Source organism: Bacteroides muris (ex Afrizal et al. 2022), assembly GCF_004793475.1.
GTDB classification, from domain to species: Bacteria; Bacteroidota; Bacteroidia; order Bacteroidales; family Bacteroidaceae; genus Bacteroides; species Bacteroides muris.
Map to the genome: position 1 here is coordinate 1 of NZ_SRYZ01000059.1, position 22445 is coordinate 22445.

At 47.8% G+C, this 22445-nt stretch carries 19 protein-coding genes and 1 pseudogene; 18 read left to right on the forward strand and 2 right to left on the reverse strand.

Annotation, left to right across the window (positions count from 1 at the left end; all coding sequences use genetic code 11):
* From E5355_RS19565 to E5355_RS16885, 7 genes and pseudogenes are all read left to right on the forward strand, one after another.
* Positions 1-727, forward strand: a pseudogene (locus E5355_RS19565) (hypothetical protein); the annotation flags it as partial.
* A gap of 26 nt (positions 728-753) precedes the next feature.
* Positions 754-2754, forward strand: a complete 2001-nt coding sequence (mobC, locus tag E5355_RS16860) for a conjugal transfer protein MobC (RefSeq protein ID WP_136011230.1) — start codon at positions 754-756, stop codon at positions 2752-2754.
* 29 nt (positions 2755-2783) lie between these two features.
* A complete protein-coding gene (locus E5355_RS16865) occupies positions 2784-3236 on the forward strand; it encodes a DUF1896 family protein (protein WP_136011231.1) in 453 nt (150 codons plus the stop codon).
* A complete protein-coding gene (locus E5355_RS16870; RefSeq protein WP_136011232.1) occupies positions 3226-8991 on the forward strand; it encodes a helicase-related protein in 5766 nt (1921 codons plus the stop codon). Before E5355_RS16865 ends, E5355_RS16870 begins: the two co-directional genes overlap by 11 nt.
* A 156-nt stretch (positions 8992-9147) precedes the next feature.
* Positions 9148-9624 (forward strand): RNA polymerase sigma factor, encoded by a 477-nt coding sequence (locus E5355_RS16875; protein WP_136011233.1) that lies wholly within the window; start codon positions 9148-9150, stop codon positions 9622-9624.
* 21 nt (positions 9625-9645) lie between these two features.
* Positions 9646-10101, forward strand: coding sequence for a pyridoxamine 5'-phosphate oxidase family protein (locus E5355_RS16880; protein ID WP_136011234.1), 456 nt, complete (start codon positions 9646-9648; stop codon positions 10099-10101).
* Between the two features lie 244 nt (positions 10102-10345).
* On the forward strand, positions 10346-10978 hold the full coding sequence (locus E5355_RS16885; RefSeq protein ID WP_136011235.1) for a Crp/Fnr family transcriptional regulator: 633 nt from the start codon (positions 10346-10348) through the stop codon (positions 10976-10978).
* On the opposite strand, the gene E5355_RS16890 is transcribed toward E5355_RS16885, so the two are convergent.
* Positions 10912-11706 carry a Cof-type HAD-IIB family hydrolase gene (locus E5355_RS16890; protein ID WP_136011236.1) on the reverse strand — a complete coding sequence of 265 codons (795 nt, stop codon included), beginning with the start codon at positions 11704-11706 and terminating at the stop codon, positions 10912-10914. The two genes, E5355_RS16885 and E5355_RS16890, sit on opposite strands and share 67 nt — an antisense overlap.
* 97 nt (positions 11707-11803) lie before the next feature.
* Between E5355_RS16890 and E5355_RS16895 the strand changes: the two genes are divergently transcribed.
* The 11 genes from E5355_RS16895 to E5355_RS16945 all read left to right on the forward strand — a co-directional run bounded on the left by E5355_RS16895 (position 11804) and on the right by E5355_RS16945 (position 22053).
* Positions 11804-12433: an NUDIX hydrolase N-terminal domain-containing protein gene (locus E5355_RS16895; protein ID WP_136011237.1), complete on the forward strand. Its 630-nt coding sequence runs from the start codon at positions 11804-11806 to the stop codon at positions 12431-12433.
* A gap of 5 nt (positions 12434-12438) precedes the next feature.
* Positions 12439-13035: a sugar O-acetyltransferase gene (locus E5355_RS16900; RefSeq protein ID WP_136011238.1), complete on the forward strand. Its 597-nt coding sequence runs from the start codon at positions 12439-12441 to the stop codon at positions 13033-13035.
* Positions 13036-13717: 682 nt separating this feature from the next.
* On the forward strand, positions 13718-15022 hold the full coding sequence (locus E5355_RS16905; protein ID WP_246866984.1) for an MATE family efflux transporter: 1305 nt from the start codon (positions 13718-13720) through the stop codon (positions 15020-15022).
* On the forward strand, positions 15019-15642 hold the full coding sequence (locus E5355_RS16910) for a CatB-related O-acetyltransferase (RefSeq protein ID WP_135993864.1): 624 nt from the start codon (positions 15019-15021) through the stop codon (positions 15640-15642). The genes E5355_RS16905 and E5355_RS16910 overlap by 4 nt, the downstream gene beginning before the upstream one ends.
* Before the next feature lie 41 nt (positions 15643-15683).
* Positions 15684-16958, forward strand: a complete 1275-nt coding sequence (locus E5355_RS16915; protein ID WP_136011239.1) for a sigma-54-dependent transcriptional regulator — start codon at positions 15684-15686, stop codon at positions 16956-16958.
* 489 nt (positions 16959-17447) lie between these two features.
* Positions 17448-17669, forward strand: coding sequence for a hypothetical protein (locus E5355_RS16920; protein ID WP_136011240.1), 222 nt, complete (start codon positions 17448-17450; stop codon positions 17667-17669).
* 4 nt (positions 17670-17673) lie between these two features.
* Entirely contained in the window at positions 17674-18036 is a 363-nt protein-coding gene (locus tag E5355_RS16925) for a hypothetical protein (protein ID WP_123618588.1), read from the forward strand.
* Positions 18037-18061: 25 nt separating this feature from the next.
* Complete coding sequence (locus E5355_RS16930) at positions 18062-19483, forward strand: DUF4099 domain-containing protein (protein WP_136011241.1); 1422 nt, start codon at positions 18062-18064, stop codon at positions 19481-19483.
* Positions 19484-20058: 575 nt separating this feature from the next.
* Entirely contained in the window at positions 20059-21240 is a 1182-nt protein-coding gene (locus E5355_RS16935) for a hypothetical protein (protein WP_136011242.1), read from the forward strand.
* 218 nt (positions 21241-21458) lie between these two features.
* Positions 21459-21761 carry a helix-turn-helix domain-containing protein gene (locus E5355_RS16940; protein WP_136011243.1) on the forward strand — a complete coding sequence of 101 codons (303 nt, stop codon included), beginning with the start codon at positions 21459-21461 and terminating at the stop codon, positions 21759-21761.
* Positions 21754-22053, forward strand: a complete 300-nt coding sequence (locus E5355_RS16945) for a helix-turn-helix domain-containing protein (RefSeq protein WP_136011244.1) — start codon at positions 21754-21756, stop codon at positions 22051-22053. Before E5355_RS16940 ends, E5355_RS16945 begins: the two co-directional genes overlap by 8 nt.
* A 76-nt stretch (positions 22054-22129) precedes the next feature.
* Here E5355_RS16945 and E5355_RS16950 read toward each other — a convergent pair.
* The coding region (locus E5355_RS16950) for a tyrosine-type recombinase/integrase (RefSeq protein ID WP_168354371.1) at positions 22130-22445 on the reverse strand (316 nt) is incomplete at its 5' end.

The following is a 22445-nucleotide window of genomic DNA, read 5'->3' on the forward strand; positions in this document are numbered from 1 at the left end:
TGAGCCTACCGACGGCAAAGTGAACGGGCGCGAGTATCACGGTCTTGTCTATTTCACCACCGATGACAGCGGCATGACCATCGCAACGCCTTTCAAGGCATCACGCCTCGGCAAGTTCGCAAGTCGCACTGCTATTGACGGCAGGTTTGAACGCTCGAAGGAAAAGATTGAGGTTGCACCGACCAAGCGCAAAGTTACTGATGTGATTGCTCACTCTATCGATAAGGCTGATTTCATCGCCAAGCTGAAAGAGCGAAACATTGATGTAGTTCTCCGTTACACAGAGGAAGGACGCATATATGGTGTTACTTTCATCGACCACAACACCATGACGGTATTGAACGGTTCCCGGTTGGGCAAGGAGTTTTCGGCAAACGCGCTCAACGAGCGGTTCAACAATCCGGCAAATGCACCTACCAATACCCCCGATGTTGCGACACCTATTGTTGTTCCGCCGATAGAGCCGACACCCGACGACACCGGTTCTAATTATCAATCGCAGACCGACACGGCACAGGATACTCAATCTTCGGGCGGTCAGCAACAATCCACAGGCGGGCAATCTCAATCAACCGGCACCCAATCCGTTTCCGACTTCGGCGACTACGACCTGCCAATTCCGGGGCTTGATCTGTTCCAGCAGGGGCAGTCGTTCAATCCCGATGAGGAGGAATTCCGCCGACGTATGCAGCGCAAAAAGAAGAAAGGGCGTCGCCCGAAATTCTAACAATTCACTTTTCTAAAATTACAATTATGAGCCAACAAGAGGACGACCTCAGAGCGTTGGCAAAGATTATGGACTTCCTGCGGGCGGTCAGTATAGTGTTGGTTGTCGCCAACCTATACTGGTTCACCCGCGTGGAAGCCACCGACAGTGGCTGGTTCATTTCAACCGTTGACAAGATCTGCGCCAACTTTAACCGCACCTGCGGGCTTTTCAACAACACTTTCAACTCAAAAATTTTCGCCTTGCTCCTGCTTGGGCTGTCATGTTTCGGCACCAGAGGCGTGAAAAATGAGAATATAACATGGCGGCACATAGGCATTGCCCTCGGCACAGGCATTATCCTGTTCCTAATGAACTGGTGGATGTTGCCACTCGGTTACCCGTATCTCTACATCGGCACTACCGCGGCCGGCTACATCTGCCTGCTGATGGGCGGAATATGGGCCGGTCGTATGCTGAAAAACAATATGATGGACGACCGCTTTAACGACGAGAACGAGAGCTTCATGCAGGAAACAAAACTTATGGATAATCAATACTCCATAAATCTGCCGACCAGATTCTACTATCAGAAGAAATGGCACAAGGGATGGATAAACGTCGTCAACCCGTTTCGTGCCACCATCGTGTTGGGTACTCCCGGTTCGGGCAAGTCGTATGCCGTCATAAATTCCTTTATCAAACAGATGATAGAGAAAGGTTACAGCGGCTATATCTATGACTTCAAGAGTCCCGATTTGAGTATGATAGCCTACAATCATCTGCTCAATCACAAGGAGTGCTATGGCAAGGTCAAGCCGAAATTCTATATGATAAATTTCGATGATCCTGAGCGGAGCCACCGTTGTAATCCTATTCACCCCGATTTCATGAGCGATATCGCCGACGCATACGAAAGCGCATACACTATAATGCTCAACCTCAATAAGTCGTGGGTGAGCAAGCAGGGCGATTTCTTTGTGGAGTCACCGATTGTACTGTTCGCAGCCATAATATGGTATCTCCGCGTTTACAAGGGTGGAAAATATTGCACCTTCCCACATGCCATAGAACTTCTGAATAGAAGATACGAGGATTTATTTCCCATTCTTACCAGCTACCCGGAACTGGAAAACTACCTTTCGCCCTTCATGGATGCATGGCAGGGAGGCGCAGCTGAGCAGTTGATGGGGCAAATCGCATCGGCAAAAATCCCGCTTTCGCGTATGATTTCGCCTCAGTTATACTGGGTTATGACCGGCGATGATTTCACTCTCGACATTAACAATCCGAAAGAGCCGAAGATACTGTGTGTCGGCAACAATCCCGACCGCCAGAATATCTATGGCGCGGCACTGGGTCTGTATAATTCCCGTATCGTCAAAATTATCAACAAAAAAGGTATGCTGAAAAGTGGTGTGCTGATTGATGAACTTCCGACGATATATTTCAAGGGGCTTGACCAGCTTATTGCCACCGCCCGAAGCAACAAGGTTGCAGTGTGCCTCGGCTTTCAGGATTTCTCGCAGCTCAAACGCGACTACGGCGACAAGGAGGCGGCCGTGGTGATGAACACCGTCGGCAACATTTTCTCCGGGCAGGTCGTCGGAGAAACCGCCAAGACACTCTCCGAGCGTTTCGGCAAGGTTCTCCAGAAGCGGCAGTCAATCTCAATCAACCGTCAGGACGTGAGTCACTCTTTCAACACGCAGATGGACAGCCTCATACCTCCGAGCAAGATTTCCACTCTCACGCAGGGAATGTTCGTCGGGGCAGTCTGTGACAATATCGATGAGCGCATAGATCAGAAGATATTTCATGCCGAGATAGTGATTGACAGCGCGAAGGTAAAAGTGGAGACAGACCGCTACAAGCCTATTCCGATACTCACAGACTTCCACGACGACACTCCCGACAAGTCGCGCATGAAGGCGATAATCCAACGCAACTATGAACAGGTGAAAGCCGACGTGATACAGATAATATCCGACGAGAAACAGCGTATCATGGCAGACCCGGAACTCAGTCACCTTTTCCCGCAACAATAGAAAACAACCACCACTTAATCCACAATCCAATGTTACAATTTACAGGAGGTTATTACGACCTCGATTATTACCGTCTGTATCTGCTAAGATACCTGTCGCAAAACAATTTCGACATAGCCACCGACCATCCGCAGATTGTCGCCAACTCCGACCGCGCCCTTGACACATACCAGGAAGCACGGCGCAACGGGGCAAGTGTGCCGGAGGCGGAGGAACTGGCTCTATCTGTGTTGTTCACCAACATAGGCGAATCGGAGTTTGACATCGTTGCCGATATTCTGCTTGAATATTTCGGCGATACCCTCAACGTGGATTACGAGCCTGCCGCCCACTATTGGGCGCGCTGGGTCATTGACAACGTGCCGAACCTCTTTGACGGTTTTGACCGCACTCAGGTAGGCATAGACCGTGAGGAGCTTGACGAAAAGCGCGACATACTGATAGGCCGTATCACTCAATTCTGCGTGGACAATGGCTTATAACCGTATGCAAAAAATGCGTGACAACATCGAGGCGATACGCACAGCCTTCGCCCTGAGCGTTGAGCGCAGACCGCCGGATGACTCGGAATGGGAGATATTATCCAAGTATGCCGGATTCGGAGGACTGAAATGTATCCTCAATGACGCCAACGAGCTTGCCGACGCAGCCAAGTGGACGAAATCCGACCGTGATCTGTTTGCCCCGACAGTAGAACTTCGGCGCATAATTCACGACTATTCAAATAATGACCGGGAGTTTAAGCGTTACATGGACTCTCTGAAAGCGTCCGTGCTTACCGCCTTCTATACCCCTAAGCACGTTGTTGAAGCCATATCCCAGACTCTGCAACAGGCGGGAGTGGAACCTCGACGCTTCCTCGACCCCAGCGCGGGGAGCGGTGCCTTTGTGGACGCTTTCACATGGGTAAATCCACGTGGCGAGAGGATCGCGTTCGAGAAGGACACATTGACCGGGCTGATACTGTCCAAGCTGTACCCGCAGACCGACGTTCATATTGAGGGCTTCGAGAAACTGGACACCGATCACGAGAATTATTTTGATGTCGCGGCATCGAATATCCCGTTCGGTGATATCGCTGTGCCTGATCCGGTGTATGCCACCAGTGACAACATTGCTTACCGAAAATCGGTGTCGGCTATACATAATTATTTCTTCCTCAAAGGTCTTGACGCGGTTCGTGAGGGCGGCATTGTCGCTTTCATAACATCGCAGGGAGTGATGAACGGCAAAAGCCCGTTTGTCAGAATGGAGCTGATGAAGCGTGCCGACCTCGTTACCGCTTTGCGCCTGCCAAACAATACATTCATCGACAGTGCCAACACCGAGGTGGGCAGCGACCTTATCATATTGCAGAAGCACTCCGGCAAAACAGGCTTCACCCCGGACGAGAAACTTTTTATACAGTCAACAGTAGCGCAGGACAGCGGCATACCCAACAACCGTTATTTCATAGAAAATCCAACGCATATTATCTGCACGGGAGTGAAAGAGGACACCGATCCATACGGAAAACCGGCATTGGTATATATCCATGACGGCGGTGTTGTAGCAATCGGCGATGATATGCGCAAGGTTCTCTATGCGGAGTTCGGACTACACCTCAACCTTGACCTGTATCACGGTAAACAGCAAAAGGCACACACGGTATCAGCACCTATATATAATAAGGTGGAGAAGGAAGAAAAGCCGCAGCCTGACATTGAGGACGTCGAGGCGGTGGAGGTAACGGCAACACCTGCACAGGTAATTTCGCAGAGAGCCGATGAAATAGAAACATCGGGCAATACCGTGCCGGTGAATGACAGCCACGAAAGCTACGACCCGAAAATTATGATGTATAATCTTTTCGGCGAGCTGGTGGAGATACCCGGCGCAAAGAAACGCCGCAGCAAGCGTCAGGTGGTACAGAAGGAGCAGAAACAAAAGCCTGATCAACCGGCTAAATCGGTTGATGTCAAAGCGGCTACCGCATCACCAAAAGCGAAAGCAGCCAATGTTGAAACTTCCAAGACCGACTTCCGCCCGCTCACCGAAGAAGAACTGAAATTTTACGGTTCTCTCAACTGGGATGACAATCCGCCGATAAACGGGTTTTACACCACTATGATGGAGATTGCCCACCGTCAGCTCATGGAGCAGGAAGCGGAGCGGCAACGCATGGAAGCTGCAAAAAATCAGGATAAAGATAATATTCCCGATACTCCATATATAGAAATAACCGAGGGCGACTTCATTCCCGGTGTGCCTACTGGTGTCAAAAAGCGCACCATTATCCCGATTGAGGATGTAAACAGAGAGCCGGATATGTCGCCCCGTCCGTTCTCGGAAGATATGCAGTTTTTCCACAAGGAGGGTTCAATGGTATGCGACAGAGGTCAGGTCGGCTTTCTCTCGCAGGTCAGCCGCATGGGAGCCACCTTCACACCGCTCCAGCTCAAGCCGGAGCAGGAGAAACGCGCCATGCTGTATATTACCCTGTCGGAAACATATCAGCAGCTCTACCATTACGAGGCGGAAACGCACGAGGCAAGTGCCGAACTGCGCGAACATCTCAACCAGTATTATGATGAGTTCGTGGAGAAATTCGGGCATCTCAACGAGCGTGAGAATGTGAAGTTCATAAAAATGGACTCCAACGGGTGTGACGCTCTCGCCCTTGAACGTGGCGACAACGGGCTGTTCGTAAAGGCTGACATCTTCGACCGTCCGGTATCGTTTGCCGTTGACGAGGTTACATCCGTCGGCACTCCTATGGAGGCTCTGTCCGCCTCGCTCAACAGGTTCGGCAAGGTGGATTTTCCCTATATGTGTTCTCTTGTCGGCATGGACGAGGCGCAGATTATAGAGAGTCTTGACGGACGGATATATTTCAACCCGCTCATAGGTGAGTACGAAATCTCCGACCGCTTCATCGCCGGAAATGTGGTGACAAAGGCTGAGCTTATTGAACAATGGATTGCCGACACAGGTGACACAGACCCGCGTGTGGCGGCATCGCTCAAAGCCTTGAAGGACGCATTTCCCGAAAGGATACGTTACGAGGAGCTGGACTTCAACTTCGGCGAGCGTTGGATACCCGCCGGCATCTATGCCGAATACATGTCATATCTCTACGGCACCGAAGTGAAGATTGCATATTCCTCGGCGATGGATACTTTCTCGGTGACAAATACCGATGATACAGCCAAAATAACACACGAATACTGCGTAGAGGGTAAGTTCAGGCATTACAACGGAATGTCGCTCTTGCGCCACGCCCTGCACAACACCACCCCTAACATCAAAAAATCAATAGGCAAGGACGCGAACGGAAAGGACATTCTTGTTCCCGACCCGGAGGCGATACAGCTTGCCAATACAAAGATTGACGAGATCCGTGACGGCTTTACAGAGTGGCTCGACAGTCAGAGCGACGAGTTCAAGGAACGGCTCGTTGACCTCTACAACCGACGCTTCAACTGCTTCGTCAGACCGCGCTATGACGGCTCCCACCAGACATTCCCCGGCATAAACATGAAGCTGCTTGGCGAAAGGCTGGATGTCAGGTCAATATACCAATCCCAAAAGGACTGTATATGGATGCTATTGCAGAACGGCGGGGGTATCGCGGATCACGAGGTCGGCACGGGTAAAACCTTGATAATGTGCATAGCAGCACACGAAATGAAGCGTCTTGGTCTTGCCCACAAGCCGATGATTATCGGGCTTAAAGCCAATGTCGCCGCCATAGCCGAAACCTATCGCACGGCGTATCCCGACGCCCGCATACTTTTTGCCGATGAAAAGACTTTCTCCACCGCCAACCGTGTGAAATTCCTGCGGAATATGCAGAATAACGACTACGACTGCATAATAATGTCGCATGACCAGTTCGGCAAAATCCCGCAGTCGCGCGATTTGCAGGAGGAAATAATGCAGGCGGAGCTTGACACGGTGGAGGAAAACCTCAATGTTCTCAAGGAGCAGGGAAAGGACATCTCCGTAGGTATGCTCAAAGGACTTCAAAAACGGAAGGCGACTCTCGAAAAGCGACTTGAAACCATACGCTACAAGATGGAAAAGGAGAAGGACGAGGTGCTTGACTTCAAGAGCATGGGCATCGACCATATCTTTATTGACGAGAGCCACTATTTTAAGAACCTGACCTTCAACACCCGTCACGACCGTGTGGCCGGACTCGGCAATTCCGAAGGGATCAACCGCGCCCTTAACCTCCTTTATGCCATACGCACCATACAGGAGCGCACGGGTAAAGACCTCGGTGCTACATTCCTGTCCGGCACTACAATCTCCAACTCTCTGACGGAGCTGTATCTGTTGTTCAAATATCTGCGCCCCAATGCTCTGGAATCGCAGCAGATAAACTGCTTCGACGCATGGGCGGCGATTTTCGCAAAGAAGACTACCGACTTCGAGTTTACCGTAACCAATACGATAGCCGCCAAAGAGCGTTTCAGGTATTTCATCAAGGTGCCGGAACTCGCAGCCTTCTATAACGAGATCACCGACTACAAGACCGCGGAGGATGTGGGTGTTGACCGTCCGGAGAAGAACGAAATCATGTGCAATATCCCGCCCACGCCGGAGCAGGAGGAATTTATCAAAAAGCTGATGGTGTTCGCCCAGACCGGCGACGCCACAGTGCTGGGCAGACTGCCTCTTTCGGACAGCGAGGACAAGGCGCGTATGCTCATAGCCACCGACTATGCCCGCAAGATGTCGCTTGATATGCGCATGATTGACCCGGAATATGGCGACAACCCCGGCAACAAGGCGAGTATCTGCGCCGCCAAAATCGCCGAATACTATCGACGTTTCGACGAATACAAAGGCACGCAGTTTGTTTTCAGCGATTTAGGTACTTACAAGCCGGGCGAGTGGAGCGTGTATGCCGAGATTAAACGAAAACTTGTTGAAGACCACGGCATACCCGCAAGCGAGATACGCTTCATACAGGAGTGCGGCACACAGCGGGCGAAAGACCGTATGATTGCCGACATGAACGCCGGAAACGTAAGAGTTCTGTTCGGTTCGACCTCAATGCTGGGAACAGGTGTCAACGCCCAGCAACGCGCCGTCGCAATCCATCATCTCGACTGCCCGTGGCGGCCCAGCGACTTGGAACAGCGCGAGGGACGTGCCATACGCAAGGGCAACGAGGTTGCCAAACTCCACAATGACAACAAGGTGGATGTCATAATCTATGCCGTTGAACGCTCACTCGATGCCTATAAGTTCAACCTCCTGCACTGCAAGCAGACCTTCATATCCCAGCTCAAACGCGGGGCGATGGGGCTTCGCACGATCGACGAGGGCAGCTCTGACGAGAAATCCGGCATGAACTACTCGGAGTATGTGGCTATCCTGTCGGGCAACACCGACCTTCTTGAAAAGGCTAAACTTGAAAAGCGCATAGCCGCTATGGAGAGTGAACACCGTTCTTTCAACAAGGGTCTTGGTGACAGCCGTGCCAGACTTCGTGACATCACCGACGAGGTTGAAAAACTGGAAATCATTATCGGCAAGATGGAGTCGGATAACTCCCGCTATGCCGCCGTGGTTCAGCGCGACAGTGAGGGCAACCCGGTCAACGCCCTGAAACTCGACAACTGCCAGTTTACCGACGAGGAACGCATGGGCAAATACCTTCAGGCGTTGGTGAAAAACACTAACACACATGGCGAGTATGTCCGTGTCGGCGAAATCTACGGCTTCCCGGTGTGTATCATCTCGGAGAAAGCAATTGTTGACGGAGTTGAGGCAGTCCACAACCGCTTTGTGGTGGAAGGTCAGTACAAATACACCTACAACAATGGCAATCTCGCAATGTCAGACACCCATGCCGCCTGCATGAACTTCGTAAACGCCCTTGAAAAACTCCCCGACACAATCCGTCAGCACCGTGAACGTGCCGAGAAAAAGCGTGTCGATGTGCCGACCCTTGAAGCCATCGTGTCGCGCAAATGGGGCAAGGAGGACGAGTTGAAGCAACTCAAATCCGAACTCGCCGCCCTCGACCGTAAAATCACCGCTGAGCTGGCTCCAAAACATGATGAAACCGCAGACGGTGAGGAAATCAAGCCAACCGCAGCCTGTCATCAGCAACCAGCCAACAACCCTACACCCCAATCTCCAAACCAACAAGAGGATAAATCTACTCTCGTAGCCGAACCGCATCTAATATATCAAACGGTACATCCATTGCGTTCTACATACAGACCGATTGGATTATGAATTATATCAGCCAGATAGAAGTTAATTTCTATCTGGCTGATATATAGTCATATTTCTACTTGATCTAATATAAAATTATTCTCGCTAAAAAATTTTCTTGCTATTTGATGCAGTCTTTTGGGGTCTTTTTAATCTATTATTAGTATATTTAATTCAATGGACAAAGTATCTCTTGTCAAACAATGCCAATTAGGAGATAGAGAAGCCTTCGGAATTCTCTATCAAACTTATTTTGCGCCTATGCGAGAGGTCGTGGCATATTATATCCATAATGATGATATAGAGCAAGATGTGCTCCATGATGGTTTTCTGATAGCCTATACATCAATAGGCTCTCTCAAAAATGGCGCAAAAATAGAGGCTTGGCTCACCTCTATAATGAAAAACTTGTCACTTCAATACCTGAAGGATGAATCAAGCCACATTTCTGTTCCCATGTCGGATACTGCAATCGCTGATAATGCCATTACATCCGCAGATAACGCTCGTGAATTAACTTGGGAAGAACTGGACAAAATAATCGACAAATTGCCCGAGGGTTATGGCAAAGTTTTTCGGCTTGCGGTTCTTGATGGGCTTTCGCATAAAGAAATTGCCGCGTTGCTTGGTATCGCCCCACATTCTTCATCTTAGCAACTCACGCACGCAAAAGCGATGTTGCGAGGTTTCAAGCAGTATCTTTCCGAAGATGCTGAATTGGAAATTCTTTTGACAGCCACCAACGGGGTGCTGTCACTTGTTGATACCGATGGCAGTCCATACGGAGTGCCTGTTAGTTTCGCATACGACGGATACGGGCACATCTACTTCCACAGTGCGGTGAAAGGGCATAAGATCGACTGCATCAGGGGTGATTCGCGTTGCTCGTTCTGCGTGGTCGGTCAAGACAAGATAGTCCCGGAGGAATTCACATCATACTTCCGCAGTGTCATTGTAAAGGGCAATATCAGTATAATGGCCGTGCAATATGAAATAATGAAAGGACTGTTGCTGATATGTGAGAAGTATTCGCCGGGGATAGACTCCGACAAAGAGATTGCAAAGTGCCTCGGCCATGTCTTGGTATTACGCCTTGACATAAAGAGTATGATAGGAAAAGAAGCTATATAACTTGTGCGCCATCGAAAGGCATCTTCCCGGAGGAGCCTTTTGATGGAATGACATCTGGATGTCAGAAGCTTAACCGCACTTGTATCGGTACTTTCGCCAGAGTGTGACTCTATTTACCCTCCTCTACAGAGCGTTTGCTAAAACATATCATCTTATATTGGTATAGGAGATTTTTATAAAGGAGCCATGCAACATAAATTGTTAATCGTTCTTTCCAATTCGCAGAAAAGTTGTAACTTTGCGTATGGATAATATTATCAGGAGAATAAGAAGTTTTTATCCGATGTCTGACGAGGCATTGCAAATTCTTGTGTCTTGTCTCAAACAACATACATTTCCGGCAAAAACAAAACTAATAAATGCCGGTAAATTTGACAGACAGGTATATTTTATAGAAGAAGGCATTACTCGATCTTTTATTATCCATGACGGTAGAGAGATTACAACCTGGTTTTCAGCAGAAGGCGATGCTACATGCGGATCATGGGATTTATATCGAAATCAGAAAGGTTTTGAATATGTAGAGACTCTGGAGGAGACAATAGCCTTTTCCATATCGATAAATGCTCTAAATAAGCTATATACACAGCATATTGACATTGCAAACTGGATGCGAGTTCTGCAACAGGAAAATTTCCTATGGCTTCAAGAAATGCATATCAACAGGCTTGTGTTGCCTGTTAAAGACAGGTATGTACGATTAGTCAGTAAGTTCCCGAAATTGCTGCAGCGGGTAAATCTTGGATATATAGCTTCGTATCTTGGAACAACTCTGCCTACTTTGAGCAAGATTCGCTCTGAGGTCTGTGCTCAAATAAGTTCGAACGATTTAAGCGCTGATGCGACTCCGTCGTTATCAATACGTTCAGTCACATAATCAGCGCTATTACGTACACTCTCAGAGGCATTACCCATAGCCACACCAATTCCGGCTGCGCGAAGCATTGGAATATCATTGCCTCCGTCGCCAAAAGCAATCGATGTTCTGGAATCAAGATTGTAAAACTTCATCATTTCAATCAATCCTGAACCCTTGTCAACCCCGGAAACATTTATATCAGCAAATACATTACACCATCTTGAAGATGCCAATACCGGAATACGTGACAAAATATCCGTTTCCGTAGAATTATCGGTATAAAGACATATCTGAGTGGTTACATCTGGTAAAAATTCATCCATTAGATTTGTAACTATAGGCAATGGATGGGCAACCATTTCTGCCTCTTCAATAACGCGAGGGGTAATTCGATTTACAAAATGTGTTCCATCGGGAGTTTCTAATGAAACTGCTATATTTTTTTCATCAGAAATTTCTAATAATCGTCTGAACGCGGAAACAGGAATTGGATGGCGTGATACTAAGGTCCCGTCGCGGAGTACACATTCAGTACCGTTCAGACCTACTACTCCATCATAGGGTAAATCCGATATTTCCTGAAGATTGTTCGCCGAACGTCCGGAAGCTATGAATATGAAGATACCATTTCCTTTCAGTTGGTCCAGTGAGCGGGCTGCAGAGACAGGAACTGTATGAGTGTCGAATCTCAACAGAGTGCCGTCAACGTCAAAAAATGCAGCTCGTATGTTAGAATTATCAATCATTTTGCAAAATTAATTATTTACGCTGAGAACGATTTTAATATAGAACAAAAAGCGACTCGACAAAATAGGGTAATTTTGCTGATAAAAAACGAACATAATGAATTTGAACAGCAATAATACACAATGGCTTGACTGGGCAAAGGAACTTCAATTTATTGCCCAGTCGGCCTTGGCATACTGTAAAGACAGTTTCGACATAGAGCGTTTTCAGCGCATAAGGGAAATTTCAGCAGAAATTTTAAGTACATACTCAGGGCTGTCAGTTGAAAAAGTCAAGGGCTTATTCTGCAATGAAAACGGTTTCCAGACTCCCAAACTCGACACCCGTGCTGCAATATTCGATGACGACAAGATTCTTCTTGTTCATGAAACGAATGGCACATGGTCGCTCCCCGGCGGCTGGGTGGATGCTTTGGAAACAATAAAATCAAACACACAGAAAGAGGTCAAGGAAGAAGCCGGTCTTGAAGTGACTGCATCCCGATTGATTGCGGTTCAGGATCGAAATAAACATAATGATCCTCCGTACGCCTACAACGTTTGTAAAGTATTTGTATTATGCGAGATAATCGGAGGTGAATTCACAGCTAATATAGAAACCACTGAAACGGCATATTTCGCTTTGGATGAGCTACCGGTTCTTGCCGAAGAAAAGACAAGCAAAGAACAGATTGCCATGTGTTTTGAAGCTTATAAAAATCCTGATTGGCAGGTAAAATTTGATTAGATACCATGGGAAAAACAGAATTGGAAAAATGCCTTGCCGGAGAATATTTCAACGGGAGTGATAACGTTCTTTCGGAAATGACTCTTTCTGCCAAGCGAATCCTTAAAGAATTTAATAACGTAGATTACGGCAATTCTGCCAAACGATACAAATTACTAAAACAACTATTCGGACGCATAGGCGAAAATGTGTGCGTGGATATTGATTTCCACTGCGAGTATGGGAAACATATTCTGTGTGGCAACCGTGTTATAATCAACATGAACTGTACTTTCGTAGATAATAATATTATCGAAATAGGCGATGATGTACTTATCGCTTCCAACGTACAGATTTATACAGCAACTCATTCCACTCGACTGGAAGAACGAATTGTTAGAAACTGGCAACCGGGTAAAGAAATATGCCATACCTATGCCAAGCCGGTAAAAATATGTAATGGAGCATGGATTGGTGGCGGGGTAATCATACTTCCCGGCATTACGATTGGAGAGAACTCTGTCATAGGTGCAGGAAGTATCGTGACTCATTCAATCCCTTCAAACTGTGTTGCAGTCGGCAGTCCCTGCCGTGTAATAAAAACAATTGATAACCAAATGTAAATCGAATTTAATATACTGCTTTGACATAAATCAAAAATCTTTGCAATGAGACTTGGCGGTACTAATAAATACCGCCAAGTCTGCAATATAACATTATTAAAATTCAATTTAATTTTATGAACAAGGTACTCATTGTAGATGCCTCCGAATCAGACTGTCGGCTTATGGCGGCCTTGCTTGTCAAGTCCGGCTATGAACCGATTGCTGCTGAGACAATGGAGGCAGTAAATGAAGATGTGGCATTATCGCCTTGGCGCTCTCAGCGAAGCGTAGAGAGAAACTGCCACTGGGCGCAGTTATCGGTGCGGCGATGAAATTCGTCCGTGGCACAGCGCAGAAGTTGATCAACTGGCAGAAGACTGAGTGATACGGATTTCCCGTAGCCGCCATAACACTCATTCAAAAAGGGATTATTTTGCAAACTCATATATAATGATTAACTTTGTGGAACAAATCGAAAATACAGCACAGTTCAACAATATGAAATGGCAGTTGTGCATATAGCTACGCTCAACGAATAGCACTCTCAACTAATGCTATTCAGCAATAGGTAGGCTTATCGAAGCCTGCCCTTTATTGCTTTGCCATATATCCCCATTTAACAATTTCATTTTACATTAAGCAGCGTTACACCGCATTATGTGGTGTGGCTTACTGTATCTTATCATATTGATTTGAACAAGTGAATTATAGCTATAAACAAATATGGCTCATCGCATATCCTGTGATGATGAGCTTTCTTATTGAACAGCTGATAAATATAACCGATGCCTTGTTCTTGGGGCATGTCGGTGAAATCGAACTTGGCGCATCCGCACTTGCCGGAATATGGTTCTTGGCAATCTATATGCTTGGCTTAGGGTTCAGTGTAGGGTTGCAAGTTGTAATTGCACGACGCAACGGAGAACAAAAATACGAAGAAACTGGAAAAACGTTTTTTCAAGGCCTGTGTTTCTTACTGATACTTGCGTCATTACTTTGTCTGTTATCAAAGTTCTTTTCTCCACAACTATTAAAGTATCTGATTACCTCTCCCGAAGTCTATAATGCAGTTGTCAAGTATCTGGATTGGCGTATAATAGGATTGTTCTTCTCTTTCCCGTTTCTTGCCATCCGCTCGTTTTTAGTCGGCATTACAGAAACAAAACCTCTGAATTTAGCTGCTTTAACTGCCGTATTGATGAACATTCCTCTCAACTGGCTTTTGATTTTCAGATATGATATGGGTATATCAGGAGCCGCTATCGGCTCTTCATTTGCAGAGTTGTGCTCATTGTTGATATTGGTAGCTTATATGTTTCTTTGCGTAAGAAAACACAAGTATGGTTTATCTTGGCGTATAGACATAAAAATACTAAAAGAGGTGTTTTCTGTCTCTGTCTGGAGTATGCTCCAGTTTTTTACAAGCGTAGCCATCTGGTTCTTGTTTTTTATCGCTATTGAGAGATTGGGAGAAATCGAATTGGCGGTATCTAATATTGTAAGAAGTGTTTCCGCTTTATTCTCTGTTATAGTAACTGCATTGGGGGCTGTCACAAGCTCTTTGGTAAGCAATTCAATTGGCGCAGGTGAGAGAAATGCTGTTTTTCCGCTTTGTCATAAGGTAATCCAATTGGGGCTTTATATCGGTACCCCATTGATTATTATTGCGTTGTCACTTCATCAATTAATTATCGGGGCATATACTGAAAATCCGGTTGTTAAGCAAATCGCATGGCAACCATATGTGGTTATGCTTCTGAATTACTTCTTCGCACTGCCGGGTTATATTTATCTTAATGCGGTGACAGGTACCGGTGCGACTAAGACCGTATTCTTTTTTCAAGTAATCACTACTATCGCCTATTTATTCTGTTTATGGGGATTGAGTAATCTCAATGTCCGATTGGCAACTTATTGGAGCGTAGAATATCTATATGTGATAATGCTCGGTATTCAATCTTTTATTTATCTGAAATTATACAATTCAAAAAACAACAGGATATGATGAATAAAATATATCCCCGTAAGGGTGACACACAAACCGTTTATCTGAACGCAGTGGTTAAAGACCCGTCGATTGAGGTAGGTGATTACACGATTTACAATGATTTTATCTCAGACCCTCGTCAGTTCGAGCAGAATAATGTGCTGTATCATTACCCAATTAATCATGAGCGACTGATAATTGGCAAGTTCTGTTCCATTGCCTGTGGTGTAAAGTTTCTGTTTAACTGTGCCAACCATACCCTAAAATCTTTGTCAACCTATACCTTTCCTCTGTTTTATGAAGATTGGGAATTGGAAAAGTCAAATGTAGCCTCCGCTTGGGATAACAAAGGTGACATCGTGATAGGCAATGATGTATGGATCGGTTTTGAGGCAGTTATTCTTGCCGGTGTAAAAATCGGAGATGGTGCCATTATAGGAACAAGAGCAGTCGTAACCAAGGATGTTCCTCCTTACTCTATCGTTGGCGGTATACCGGCAAAAGTAATCCGCAAACGGTATAGCCCGGATATTATTGAGCAACTACTGTCGCTTCGGTGGTGGGATTGGACAAAGGATAGAATAAAAAGAAATCTCCCATTCATTATGGCTGGCAATATTGAAAACATGACAGAATAATAAATATTACATATCTGTTTAACTTAATTATTTACTACACGATGAAGACAATTCTAATTGTAGATGCCTCCGAATCAGACCGTCGGCTTATGGTTGGCTTGCTTGTCAAGTCCGGCTATGATCCGATTGCAGTCGAGGCTATCGAGGCGGCAAAGGACGAGGTGGCAAAACTGCCACCCGGAGCAGTGATTGTCGCGGCGATGAAATTCGTCCGTGGCACAGCGCAGGAGTTAATCAACTGGCAGAAGACTGAGGGATACGGTTTTCCCGTAGTCGCCATAGTGGACAATCTCAACCCATTGGATATTGCCGATGTGATGAAAGACGGCGGTGCCGTCAACATCATTCAGCGACCGGCAATGGACAAGCAGCTTATCGAAACAGTGGGCAGGTATGCAAGACCGGGCAAAACAATGCTGTTGCTTCCTGACGAGCTTATACCACGCAAAAGTGAGGCATTTGCTGGGATTGAAAGGGCAATAAGAAATATTGCCGCGACGGACGTCAATGCCGTCATCTTCGGCGAATGCGGTTCAGGAAAAGAGCAGATTGCAAAAGAGATTTACAAGCTCAGTTCGCGGTCACAAAAGCCATGCACCGTCATAGAAGCCGGCGGCGCGGCTCTGGTTGGCAACCACGACCCTGCAAATCTGCGAAGTGAAGTGCTTAACCGCATGGAAGGGTACTTCAAGAAGGCTGACGGCGGTACAATTATCATCAAGAATGTGCAGTTGCTGACCTTCGAGAAACAATCGGTGCTTCTGCACATACTTGAAAACGAGCATCCGAATGTGAGGGTTATATGCACCGCAGACCCTGAACTGCGCCGTATGGTGTCTGAAAAGACGTTCCGCCCAAATCTGTTCTATATTCTCCGGCAAATTGACATAACAGTGCCGCCATTACGGGAGGTGACCGAAGACATCGTGCCGTTGTCAGACTATTTCCTGACACGTTTTGCCCACAGCAGAGAACAGCACAGGAAAAAGCTCGATGCCTCGGCAGTCAAAGCGTTGAAGCTCCATCCGTGGCCCGGCAATGTAAGGGAACTGAAAGATACCGTCCTCTATGCCGCATTCCATTCAAAGACAGATGTAATATCGGCAGCCGACCTCAATTTCAGCCAGTCGGAGCCTGATGCCGATGACAGCCTTGTTCTGCGCAAGCCGCAAAAAGACAAGGAGAAAATCATTGAGGCTTACCGTCGCAGTGGTTCTTGGACAGGAGCGGCAAAGCTGTTGGGAATCTCGGAACGCGCTCTGATAGAACAGCGTAAAAAACACTGTATCGGCAAGAAGGGCGAGCCGGAGGTTTGACAGCTCGTAAAAAATCACTAACTTTGCAGTGTTAAAATAGCAAAGACTACGGTTGTAGAGTCAATCGCATCAAATTTATAGGATAACATAACTTCCGCATAAGTTCTATTGAGAATCTGCAAAATTCATTAATGACGAGCTTGGCGTGATGCTTATGCTATGCTTACTGCATAGCGTATAGTATTCAAGCTATCGTCATAGGTATTGCAGAACCTTCAATAGTTAGCGTAGATATTATACGCTATTTTTTTGCCTTAATCTAATCTGCCATTTATTCATTTTAAGGATATATTTCACGCTTAATCTTCAGGTTTATTTACTATCCAGCGTGAAAGCAAAAATTTAACTATTGTAAATTTCAAGCAATTAAGAGGCTGCTATTTAGTGTATTGTTGATTTTAACACGCCTCCGATCACCTCAATTTTCAACCATTCGGTTATAATTTCAACCGAGGGCTATTCCTCGCAAACCAAACCCAAAACAACCGAATGGAAACAAAAAATCCACCCAATGCCACCGACTTCGTAAAGAAGTCTTCCACGAAAAAGAAAAAACGTTCATTCAAGCGTAAGTTCGACGGAAAGCAAGCATGTTCCGCTCCTGTGTGCGATGACAATGCGGAGAATATCGACTGGTTTGTCGCTTGCCTCATGTTCTTATTTTTGAGCGTGGCACTCAGAGAGATGTTCAGCACCACAGACGCGGAATGACATTATGGGCAACGGAACATCCACCGAAGCGGATTTCAAGACCGCTGTGATTGCAGGCATGGCTCTCGCCGGCATCAGAACTCACAATGACGACATTCGCGCACCTCCCGAATTATTTTACCACGGTAAGCGTATAATATCCCTTGATGATGTGGCCTTTGGGTTGCACATCTCCAAAAAGACAATGCGCAAATACCGTGACGAGGGAAAAATTGAGATCTATGAAAGCCTGACCTGCGGGGCGGCATTCGTGACACAGGAAGCCTTCAATGATTTCATAGACAATCACTTCATCAGCTCCCGGCATCCGGACTATCCCAAGATGAAGAAAAAACATAACAACACCGGTGGAAACACCGATAAATGATCACCGCTAAATCTTTAATTCACTCATGGAAGAAAATCCAAAGGAAGAAGTGCTGATTGCCCGCGACAATGAAACCGGGCAGGTAGGCGCGGTCGTCGGTCAGAACCCCGACGGCACCCCAAAAATGGCCGATGTAAAATCGACCCCGTTAAGCGAACTCATCAAGTTCACCAAAGGGCAGAACCCCATCGAGGCGTTCATCGCCAACTTCATGCGTCAGGCGAAGAACCCGACCACCTTCGGCATATTCAAAATGTCAGCCGCCGATTACGAGGCTCTGGGGCAGCCTATGGCGGAAATGCTTAACGACCCCGAAACCAACAGGGAGATGCTTGAAAAATACCGCGTCAAGATGAAGACTCCCGCCGCAAAAATCAAACCGGTTGACCCCGACAAGGTGAATTGGACGGAGATAGAAAAACAATGGGGCATCAGCCGGGAGGATCTTGAAAAGTCCGGCGCGCTCCAGCAGATGGTTTACCATCACAAGTCGCCGGAGCTACATAAAGTCAACGACCCCGACGGAAGCGGCGAAAAGCTGGACGCACGTCTGTCATTCCGCACCAATCCCGACGGCACATATTCGCTCACGCCCCATTTCGTCAGGAAGGAACCGTTGCTTGACCAGCCATTCCGGAGCTACACGTTCACCGCCGAGGACAAGGTGGAGTTATCCAACACGGGCAATCTCGGCAAAGCCGTTGACCTCAAAGACCCAGCGACAGGAGAGGTGCATAAATGCCTCGTCAGCATAGACCGCCTCACAAACGAAATCGAGAGCATACCTGTCGATAAAATCTTTATCAAACAGAAGGTTGCCAATATAAATCTGACAATGCAGCAGATAGGCATACTAAAAAGCGGCGGTCTTATCAAGGAACAGCACGTCGAACTCCCCAACGGACAGAAATTCACCGCCGACCTGCAATACAACGCCTCCAAGCGTGACATCGCCTTTGTCAACTCGGCTCAGTACCGTCAGCAGAACGAGCAGGAGGCACAGCGGGCACAACAGAGTCGGCAACAGGGCGAGCAACAATCCGGGCAAAGCCTCAAAGACAACTGGCATGACGCCAACGGCAACCCCAAGCGTCTGACTCAGTGGTACCATATCCCGCTCGACGAGCAGAAACAGGCTGACTACCTCGCCGGGAAACAGGTACTCGTCGGTGAGGGTAAGGACAGGAGTGGCAACGACTGTACCATATACCTGCAATATGATCCCAAAGAGCGCAAGCCTCAGACCACCCGCGTATATCCCGACCGCGACAAGGTGGTGGGCATCGCCGAGGAGAGCAAAACCCAGATGGCGGTAAACGATGACGGCAAGACCAACGAGGCGACCAAGAACGTGAATGAACCGCTCCAGCGCGGACAGACACAGCCGAAGGACGAGGCGCAGCAGAAAAAGCAGCACCAGCCCAAGCCCAAGACTCCAAAGCCGTAGCCGCCTCACCACTTCATCCGTTATCCACAGTCAAAACAACTGCGATTCGCTGACACGTCTGCCGGAACATAAATCCGACCACTGAATCCATAAATCCACTGCGACAAATATCCCGCCTCCGGCAACCTGTCAATATCCTGACAAGTATCTTCACGACATGGGGAGGTGCGCGCGGCCTCCCCGTGTTTTCAAAACATTCACCAACTAAACCCACAAAAATTATGACACAACTGATTGTATGCGAGAAATACCGCATAGCCAGAGCCGTCGCCAATGCGTTGAAGGCGACACTTAACCCGGCATACGGGGTATATACCAACGGCGACATCACCGTTGCCTATGTTCACCGCGGCTTCATCAAGCCTGTCGGTCTTGACAAGGCCGCAAACGGAAGTCTGCCATTCGTGCCGGAGAAATTCAAGATTGCCGTCACCGACAAGAAACGTGACCGCGTACTCAAACCGCTGTTCCGCAACGCGAAAGAGGTTGTCTTCGCCTCAGACGAGGGTGCCGACGCTCAAGCGCGTTTCTTCAATATCTGCCGACACTTCCGAGTCGGGCATCCGACGAGCCGCATGTGGCTTCCCCGCATTACCCGTTCATCTATCAGGCGTTCATTCTCCAAGCGAGAGAAAGGCCGTCACCTGCACAATCTCGCCCAATCGGGTCTTGTGGCAGGCGCGATGGACATGATGTTTGAATATAATTTCGCCGGAGTTCTCAAACGCTGGTATTACGAAGGCGGGCCGCTGACACGCAAGGAGGTCGTAGCCATGCAGTATCTCAGTGACATGGATGAACAGGCGGCACAATATGACGCCCAACCGAAGGCGTACAGAATCTTCCTCGATTACGGAGGGCTGCACCTCATTTCTGATCAGTCTTGGCAGAGCGAGAGGGTCTGCGCCGCAATCGTTGACGCCATCCCTGTCGGCGAACCCGTCAAGGCGCGGATGACCGTCACGGAGGAAGATGCACCGGTAGTCAGACTCCACACGATGCTCACTCTCCAGATGGACGCATTCGACAACTTCGGCTTTATGCCGTCGCTCACCGTCAGGACAGCGGAGAAACTCTACGAGCAGGGCTTTATCTCATCGCCATACGTCACCGCACCGGACGCCGGCAACGGAATAACCGTGTTGCGCCGACTGTCCAAACGAGCCACAAAGACCGAGCGCAGCCTGTACAGACTTATTGCAGGACGCATGGATGCGGCGGCAATACCGCCGGAAAAGAAACAGTATGCCACTGTGACGGCTGAAATCGCCGGACTGACATTCACCTGCCGATGGGAGGTGAGAAAGCCGAAGCCCGAATACCACGGCACATCAGAACAGACAATCACCATAGTCGAAAAGATGATGGCTCCGGTCAAAGAGGTATCGCCCATTTCATACGGCTTTGTTCCGACACTTGCCAACCTCACCGGATATGCGACGCTGACCGCAGACACTACGCACCCCGATATGCCTTACTGCCACACCGTACACGAATACGGCACGGCACTCGAAGGTCTTATGCGCAAAGGCTTCATCACGATAAATGACGGCACTATTGCCTGCACGCCCGAAGGCGACCGTCTGCTGCTTGACCTCGCGCCATACAATCTTGCCCACAGCATACTGGTGGGGCAATACGGTGCTGACGAGATACCCTACGGAACAATAACAGGCAGAAAAGCCGTCAAGGGATTCGGCGAATGGATCTCCGATACCGTCACCGACATTCTGCGCTACACGCCCAAAAAAGAATGACCGCCACGACAGCGATAATTACAGCGATAATTTATATCGTGATTGAAAAATAGCCGCTTGACCATAGCGCATAATCCGATAAAAATCGCTAACTTTGCCACTGAATCGCAGTCATAATTTATTTTGATTGTGGATTTAGTGGTGAGAAGGCGGGAGGGATACCCGCCTTCTTTTTTTCAAACACATATCCCGTCCACCACTTAATCCACCAATAATTTATGGAAGTCTTACTGATTGAGAAGGATACGTTCAACTGTATCCTTGACGAGCATCAGCTTCTATGCGACATGATAATATCCCTCGCCGGACATATCCGACGTAAAAAGCCGGATGAAATGCTTTCAGTCGCGGAAGTCTGCGAGTTTTTGAGAATAGCACCGTCAACCCTGCAATCCATCCGCAACAGCGGCAAGATCGGATTTGTAAGGGATGAAGGCAACGGAGTGAAATTCCCTTGCCGGGAGGTTCTCGGCTATGCCGAGCGTCACGGAGTAACGCAAAGATTATCCACAAATGGCTGACGAGATTATAAACGGCAACCACCCACGGATAATAGAGGCACGCGACAGGACACGACAGGCGTTCGATTCCATTGCCCTTATAAGGGAGAGCCATCATCCGATACTCGGCAACATCAGCTTTCTGACGGATAAAGAAGTCGCGGCATTTTTGAGAGTCAGCCGTCGGACGGTTCAGAACTACCGGGATCAAGGCATACTGCCTTATTACATAATCGGGGGCAAATGCCTCTATGTTGAGTCCGAAATCGCATACCTTCTGGAAGAAAGTTTCCACCCGCGTTATAACGAATAATAATTCAACCACCACCAAGCAACAAGGGCGACAGCCGGATTTCTCCGATTGTCGCCCTTGTGTCATGGCACGGCGGTTATCTTATCTTTCTCGGACGCCCACGTTTGGGCAACGGTGTCGGGACGAAATCCGTCGGTTCTTCCGTCAGCGGCTTTATCCCGGTGGGCATTGTGTCGAATTTGGCGCGCATACGTTCCATATCCTCCGATATGGTCTGGTCAAGCATCCTCGCATAGATTTGCGTTGTAGAAATATCGGAATGCCCCAGCATCTTTGAAATGGTTTCAATGGGGACATGGTTGTTCAGCGACATGGTGGCAAAGGTATGGCGCGCAGTATGGAAAGTGATAGGCTGTGCAAGGAAAAGCGGACAGGTGAAGATAAAACGTAAA